This window comes from Asticcacaulis sp. W401b (genome assembly GCF_046503825.1).
GTDB lineage: Bacteria > Pseudomonadota > Alphaproteobacteria > Caulobacterales > Caulobacteraceae > Asticcacaulis.
This window is the reverse complement of the sequence record NZ_JBKFEE010000013.1, coordinates 68,661-76,021: the sequence shown is the minus strand read 5'-3', so window position 1 is coordinate 76,021 and position 7,361 is coordinate 68,661. Positions and strand designations below refer to the sequence as shown.

The following is a 7,361-nucleotide window of genomic DNA, read 5'->3' as shown; positions in this document are numbered from 1 at the left end:
AACCGCCCTCAGTTGCGGCGGCTGTCCGGCGCAGGGCAGGACTGTTGGCAGGTCACGTCCAACGGCCGCGCTGACCGGCAGGCCGTGGCCGCGTTGCGCCATCAGCTCCATCAGATGGCGGGCGGCCGCATAAAGGTCGTGTGACGGTTCCGCCCCCATCACAAAGCGCGCCTGAGCGGTAAAGCGGTCCACCTCCTGCGTCTGCGCGTGGGTGAGCAGGCTCAGAAGCATCTCCTCGTCACGGGTCAGGGCGATCAGGCCCGGACGTCCGATCTCCAGCCGACGCCGACCTTTGGCCAGGGCCAGAAGCCAGCCGTGAAAGGCTTTCAGCCCTTCGGACGGCTCCGGACCAAAGGCGTGCGCGAACTCACGCTGCAACAGACGACACTGAGGCGAGCAGGCCACCGAGGTGCGCAGCGCCCAGGTCAGAAAGTGCTCGGCATAGCGCAACTGACGAAGATCACGCCCCCTGTCTGAAGCCACCTGTGCCATGAGAAAACCGCCTCCTATACGGATTAACAATTGCGAATAATTCTCATTAGCATTATTGAGAACGAGTCGCAAATTGAAATCTCTATGGGAGTAAGACCGATGAACCCACGTCTCGAAGACCTGTTATCCGAACCCATCGTGCAGCTATTGATGGCCCGGGACGGCGTGTCGCCCGATGGGTTGAGAGGCCTTATGCGACGGGTGGCTTTGCGGCGGTCAGGCGCTCCAGACACGCCTGCAACTCATCCGGCCTGAAAGGCTTGGAGAGGTACGCATCCATACCGGCCAGCAAACAGGCCTCGCGGTCGCCACTGAGGGCGTGCGCGGTCAGGGCCACAATGGGCACGGCCGCGCGCCCGGTTTCGCGCTCCAGCGCCCGGATGCGGCGGGTGGCCTCATAGCCATCCATCTCCGGCATCTGAAGGTCCATCAGGATCAGGCCGTAACGCCCGGCCTGATAAGCCTCAATCGCTTCGCGGCCATTTTCGGCGCGGTCGTGGGCATAGCCCATCTGTTCAAGGAACAGGCTGGCCACCAGCGCGTTGGCGGGATTATCTTCCACCACAAGAATGCGGATCGGCCCCTCACCTGTCTGCGTCAGTGGCGACAGGTTCAACGGAGAGGCCGGGTAGGGTTTGGCCATGCGGATGACTTCAAAGCGTTTTTCAGGGTGCAGACTGACCATTAAAAGCCAGTCCGACCAAAGTGATCACGCCCCTGATAAGTTTTCCATTCGGAGCGACTCAGCCATGTTTCGCCTTCCAGGCGACATAGGCCTTGAGCGCGCTTTGCGGCCCACTGCCAAACCACGAATAGCCGCGGCGGCGTTCCGGCTCCACATCATTAATCGTATCGTGCAGGGTCTTGGTACGGTTACCGAAGATGGGCTTCATCGTTTTGAGATCGTAATAGCGCGCCCAGATCGGTCCGGCGCCCGGCTTATCGACCAGCAGACGGTCCTTGCCATCCGGCGTCTTCTCAAAGGCCTTGCCTTCGATCTTTGTGGCCTCCAGTGTCGCGACCCCGGCCACAATCGCCGCCTTCATCTCAGCCGACGGGTTGGGCTGCTTCATCAGATAGACCAGCAGTGATCCGCTTTCCGACGAACTCAACGATGGCATCTCGTAATTGCGCGCCGATGAGGGCGTCAGGGTCAGGGCATCGTATTGCTGCGCCCACATGGTCAGTTTACCGTCGATCACCACCTGCGATTTGAGGAAGACGGTCAGCGCACGTTGTTCTGCGGCCAACAGGCGTGTACGCAGGTCGCCCGGCAGGAAGGCAAAGCCCGTCTCGCCCCGCCCGGCATCGCCCACCAGACGCGACACCGAGATCATGGCATTGTCGTTGAGCGTCATGGCATCGTGATAGCCCCCCATCAGCGGCCACACCTGCGGCCAGCCGCCATTCGGGAACTGCGCATTGAGCAGGTAGGTCAGACCACGGATCGCGGCGTCACGATAGCGCACGTCCTGCGTGGCGTTAAAGGCCAGCGCCAGAAACCGCGTCTCGGTAATCGTGGCCCCGTTGTCGATGGTGCCGACATAGCTCCAGCCGGGAACGGTCGGCGCGTCGAAATCACCGGCAGGCTTGGTTTGAAGGCTGTTCCCGGCGACAAAATGCTGCCCCTTCGCGCGCGGCTCGCTGTCGTGCGGCTGGTTCTTGCCCCAGCCGCCGGCGGGCGTCTGGAAACTGACAATATTGTCGGCGACCTTGCGGCCTTCTGCCGAGGCATACCATTCAACAGGTTTATCGAGCGGCATGGTCTTTTCACCGTCGCCGGTTTTGGGGTCCGCCGGGATTATGCTCAGCCCCTTGCGCTCGGCCATCAAAGCGGCCTGATCGGCGGCCAGTTGCGCCTGTGATCGCGTCAGATAGTCGAGCCACGCCGCCTGCTCCGCTGCGGGCGCGATGGCCTTGATGCGCTCAGGGCTGAGCGGTGGGAACGGCGTATTGACACCGATCTGGGCCGCCTGCGCCAGCAAAGGCGCGGCAAAGGGCAAGGTGACAAGGCTGGCGAGCAAGGTACGGCGGTGCATGGCATTTCCCCGGAGATATAGAATGATGTCTGTTCTGGTTGGGCATATATGATACCGGTGTCAAACGTGTGGCAAGCCGAAATCCGTCGCTCTTTGCAAGTTTGATTTTACTCAGACAAATGACGGACTATAGTCCAAGAAAACACAACAGGAGTGAGTCATGCAGGGATGGACGCGACGCGGCATAACGGCCGCAGGACTGGGGATGGCTGTGGGCGCGACCGCTGCCAAGGCCGTGACGCCTGATTCTATATCCGCGACCCCCTTCCCGCTGTCGCAGGTGCGGCTAAAGCCGTCGATCTTCCTGACCTCAATTGAAGCCAACCAGCGCTATCTTCTGTCGCTGTCGCCCGACCGTTTTCTGCACAATTTCCGCAAAGGCGCGGGGCTGGAGCCCAGGGGCGAGGTCTATGGCGGCTGGGAAGCGCGCGGCATTGCGGGCCACAGCCTTGGCCACTACCTGTCCTCCGTTTCGCTGATGTACGCGCAGACCGGCAAACCCGAATTTCGCGACCGCGCCGCGTTTGTGCTGAGCGAACTGAAGACCATTCAGGCCAAACAGGGCGACGGCTATGCGGGCGGCACGACCGTGGGCCGCAACGGTCAGGAAGTGGACGGCAAGATCGTCTATGAGGAACTGCGCAAGGGCGACATCCGCACCTCCGGATTTGATCTGAACGGCGGCTGGGTGCCGCTTTATACCTATCACAAGGTGTTTGCCGGGACGCTCGACGCGCATCAGCACGCCGGATTGACCGATGGCCTGAGCGTCGCGACCGGGCTGGGCGACTATCTGGGAACCATTCTCGAAGGCCTGAGCGACGCGCAGATTCAGGAAATTCTACGCGCCGAACATGGCGGCCTGACCGAATCCTATGCCGAACTCTATGCGCGGACGCAAAACCCGCGCTGGCTCACCCTGTCGCAGCGCCTGCGCCACCGCGCCATTGTCGATCCGCTGGCCGCCGGGCGCGACGAACTGGCCGGCAAGCACGCCAATACGCAGATCCCCAAGATCGTCGGCTCCGCCCGCCTTTACGAGCTGACACAAAACGCCGAAGACGCCCGCATCGCGCGCTTTTTCTGGCAGACCGTCACGCGCGACCATTCCTACGTCATCGGCGGCAATTCCGACCACGAACATTTCGGCGCGCCCCGGCAACTGGCCAACCGCCTCGATCAGCAGACCTGCGAGGCGTGCAACAGCTACAATATGCTGCGCCTGACGCGCCATCTCTATGGCTGGAGCGGGGATGCGGCCCTGTTTGACTTCTATGAGCGGGCCCACCTCAACCACATCATGAGCCAGCAAGACCCGCAAACGGGCATGTTCACCTATTTCACCGGACTGGCTTCGGGGCTTGGGCGCGTGCATTCGGACCCGACCAACGACTTCTGGTGCTGCGTCGGGTCGGGCATGGAAAGCCATTCCAAGCATGGTGAAAGCATATACTGGAAGCGCGGCGATGGCGTGGCGGTGAACCTCTATTACGCCTCGACGCTCAACGCGCCCCAAGCGCAACTCGATATGGACACTGCCTTCCCCCTGTCCGATCAGGTGGTGATTACGGTGCGCAAGGCCCCCAAAGCGCTCGCCCTGCGCGTGCCGGGCTGGTGCGCGGCCCCCGTGCTCAGGGTGAACGGCAAGGCGGCGGGTGTGCGTCAGGGCGGTTATCTGCGGCTCACGGGGCTGAAAAGCGGCGACCGTATTGAACTGCGTCTGCCCATGCCTTTGCGCGTCGAAGCCATGCCGGACGATGCCAAACTGATCGCCTTCCTCAGCGGGCCGCTGGTGCTGGCCGGTGATCTTGGCCCGTCGGATCAGCCGTGGGAAGGCGTCGATCCGGCGCTGGTGTCCGATGAGGCTGCGCCCCAACTGGTCGCCGCCGGGGGCCTGCATCAGTATCGACTGGGGACGCAGGGCAAACCGGGCGACCTCAGCCTGAAGCCTTTTTTCCTGCAACACCGCAACCGCACCGCCGTCTATTTCCGCCGTTTCGGCAGCGCGGAATGGGTTGGTGAAGAGGCCGTGTGGCGTCAGGCGGCGAAGGACCGCGCCGATATGGCCGCGCGTACCGTCGATTTCATTCGGCTGGGTGAACAGCAGCCGGAAACCGATCACGCCTTCGACGGCACGCCCAATACGGCGACCATCACCCATATCGCTGAACGCGGGCGGTTGATTCAAAAGGGCTATCTGGCCTTTGACCTCAAAACCGCCGAAGGGCCGCTGGTGCTACAGGTCGCCTATGCCGGGCGTGACCGCAACAAATCCTTCCGTCTTCTGGTCGAAGGTCAGGTGCTGGCGAACGAGACTCTGGCCGGCGAGGCGACGGTGGCGCGCAATATCATCACCTACCCCCTGCCCCCGGCGTTGACGGCGGGCAAGAGCAAGGTGCGGGTGCGCTTCGAGGCTGACCGCGATCAGTGGTCTTATGTCTATGAGGCGCGGATTTTGCGCGCCGCGAAGGTGTAAGGCTCAGGGAAGACCGACCTCAACCTCAAACACCCCCGGCTGTTCAGGCACGGGCAGCACATCGCCCACAACGGGCTGACCATTGAGGGTCAGGCCCGGAGTGCCGCCCCGGCGATAGGTGACGTGGTAGGTCGAGCCCCTAAACAACCGCGTCGCCCTGGCCTCCGTCCAGTGCGGCGGCAGACAGGGCTGCACGCTTAAGCCCTCGCGCGTACCTTTCAGACCAAACAGGCCCTCGATCAGGCTGCGATAGACCCAGGCCACGGTGCCGGTGTTGAACAACTGCGAAGACCGGCCCGCCGTGCGCGGATGGGCATGGAAATCGCCGCGGTAATAGTTGGGGATGAAGACCGGAAACTGACCGCGCTGCACATAGTCGGCCTCATCGACACCGGCGAGCATTTTACGCATCAGTTCAAAGGCTTTTTCACCCTTCTTCACCTGCGTCAGGCTATAGATGTAAAACGCTGCCGCGTGGTTATAGACCGAGCCGTTTTCCGCCACGCCGGGCGATTTTTGCGTCAGACGCCCGACATCTTCGCGCATCTTTGTGTAGGGTGGGCCCAGCATTTCGACGCCATAGGGCGTCTCCAGTTCCGCCGCCACGGCCTGCACCATGCGCTCGGCCTGCGCTTCCGAGGCCGCGCCCGACAGAAGGGCAAAGCTCTGCGGATTGAGGTACAGCCGCCCCTCCGGATCGCGCTTGATGCCGAAGGCCATATCGTCGTCGGTAATCCCCCGCCCGAACCAGTCGCCGTCCCACAGATGCGTATTCATGGCCGCGTTCATCGCCTCGGCCTCGGCCGCCCAGGGCTGCGTCTCACCCGACAGACGCACCCACAGGCGCAGGGCATAGGCCACGGCGAGGGTCAGCCAGCCGGAGACCCCCTTGCCCTTCCAGCCGACCATATTCATCGGGTCGTTCCAGTCGCCCTGATCAATATAGCTCAGCCGGCGATGGTCACGGGTCTTGAGCAGCCAGCGCAGCGCCGCCTCCAGCCGCGCCCGCACGCCTTGGCCGTCAAGCTCGGCGTCCAGCACCGCATAGTCATCGGTCTCATCGAGATAGGCTTCGAGCAGGATAAACAGCCACACACAATGGTCCGTATGCGGCACCTGATTGATGTAGCTGAACTGCGCCCCGTCATAGAGCTTGATGCCATCAGGCATCGAACCGTCGGCGTTTTGCTTCGAGAGGGCATAGAGCAGCGCCTCTCTGGCGCTTTGCGGGCGCACAAACACCATGCCCAGCGCATCCTGAAGATAGTTGCGCGTCTGCGGATCGGTGGTCAGGCGGTTGGTGTCGCCGTGATAATAGACCTGCCGCGCCAGCCAGCGGTTCATAAAGGCGTCGAAATGCGAATCCGGCGTTTCGATGGCCAACACGCCGCGTCCCTGTTCGACATAGGCGCGCGCCTCACCACAGACCCGCTCAAAGGCCTCAGCCCCCAGATAGGCGGCTTTCAGGCGCGCCACCTCGGCCTCATCAAAGGCCGGACCGAAGACGAAATGCCAGACCTGAGTTTCATTGGCCTCCAGCGTCTGATCGAATTGCAGCACTGCCGCGGGCGTTTCATAGAGCGCCTCGCCGCCCTGGAGCCCTGCGCGCAGCATGTCCGGATCGCTCAGCCCACCCTCGCCTTCAAAGTCTTCGCGCCGCGTCTCAAAGGCGTCCGGGAGACGATCACACGTCAGGAAGGTCTTGTCTTTAAGGTGCTGGTTTTTAAAGTAATCGTCTATCTTCTGATAGGCGGTTACCGAGCTGGCGATAACCGCGTTCAGGTCGGCATCAAAGCGCGCGCCCTGATTCATCCAGCTCATATAGCCGACCGGGAAATAGGGCACGATGCGCAGGGCGCGCTCTATATCCACCCGGTTGCGGATTTCCAGCCGCCACAGTTCGACCGCCTCATCAACAGGCAGCACCAGACTCCAGCGGATATCGAGATCGTCCTGTTCAACCGACCATTCCAGCCGTTCCGGGTGCTGCGTAAAGGCAAACGTCTTTGGGGCGCGACGCACCGGCTCATGCGGCACGGAGAAATGCCGCTGACTGACCAGATCGCGCACATAGACGAACCTCCCCGGATGATGGGCGTAGTGCGCCGTTTCCGGCAGCATGAAGGTCTTGCCCTCCACGACCGGCGCGTGGCTGTATTTGGCCGGTTCCGGCTGCATGTGCTGAGCCGTGACGAAGCCGCGACAGGTCGCGTGCAGCATCATCTTGCGGTTCCACAGAAAACCGGAGGCACGCGGCATGGCCGTGGCCGAGGTCAGGGTACAGGAATCGGGGGTCAGGGTGATCAGGCGCATACCGCTTCAAAACACGACAACGTTGTCGGGTCAAGCCGGGC

5 protein-coding genes are annotated in these 7,361 nt (G+C 62.3%); 1 reads left to right on the top strand and 4 read right to left on the bottom strand.

Annotation, left to right across the window (positions count from 1 at the left end; genetic code table 11):
• The 3 genes from ACK8OE_RS17505 to pelA all read right to left on the bottom strand — a co-directional run.
• A partial coding sequence (locus ACK8OE_RS17505) for a hypothetical protein (RefSeq protein WP_410273636.1) occupies positions 1 to 492 on the bottom strand: 492 nt, incomplete at its 3' end.
• 190 nt (positions 493 to 682) lie between these two features.
• Positions 683 to 1,177, bottom strand: a complete 495-nt coding sequence (locus tag ACK8OE_RS17500; protein ID WP_410273635.1) for a response regulator — start codon at positions 1,175 to 1,177, stop codon at positions 683 to 685.
• A gap of 58 nt (positions 1,178 to 1,235) precedes the next feature.
• Positions 1,236 to 2,531: a pectate lyase gene (gene pelA, locus ACK8OE_RS17495; protein WP_410273634.1), complete on the bottom strand. Its 1,296-nt coding sequence runs from the start codon at positions 2,529 to 2,531 to the stop codon at positions 1,236 to 1,238.
• 160 nt (positions 2,532 to 2,691) lie between these two features.
• Here pelA and ACK8OE_RS17490 point away from each other — a divergent pair, with 160 nt between their 5' ends.
• A complete protein-coding gene (locus ACK8OE_RS17490) occupies positions 2,692 to 5,007 on the top strand; it encodes a beta-L-arabinofuranosidase domain-containing protein (protein WP_410273633.1) in 2,316 nt (771 codons plus the stop codon).
• A gap of 3 nt (positions 5,008 to 5,010) precedes the next feature.
• Here ACK8OE_RS17490 and ACK8OE_RS17485 read toward each other — a convergent pair whose 3' ends face one another.
• Positions 5,011 to 7,320 (bottom strand): GH36-type glycosyl hydrolase domain-containing protein, encoded by a 2,310-nt coding sequence (locus ACK8OE_RS17485; RefSeq protein ID WP_410273632.1) that lies wholly within the window; start codon positions 7,318 to 7,320, stop codon positions 5,011 to 5,013.
• Positions 7,321 to 7,361 lie beyond the last annotated feature (41 nt).

What these genes read in the sequence shown, in the direction of transcription:
- ACK8OE_RS17490 (WP_410273633.1), top strand. Translation starts at nt 2,692, where the DNA reads ATGCAGGGATGGACGCGACGCGGCATAACGGCCGCAGGACTGGGGATG.
- ACK8OE_RS17500 (WP_410273635.1), bottom strand. Translation starts at nt 1,177, where the DNA reads ATGGTCAGTCTGCACCCTGAAAAACGCTTTGAAGTCATCCGCATGGCC.
- ACK8OE_RS17485 (WP_410273632.1), bottom strand. Translation starts at nt 7,320, where the DNA reads ATGCGCCTGATCACCCTGACCCCCGATTCCTGTACCCTGACCTCGGCC.
- pelA (WP_410273634.1), bottom strand. Translation starts at nt 2,531, where the DNA reads ATGCACCGCCGTACCTTGCTCGCCAGCCTTGTCACCTTGCCCTTTGCC.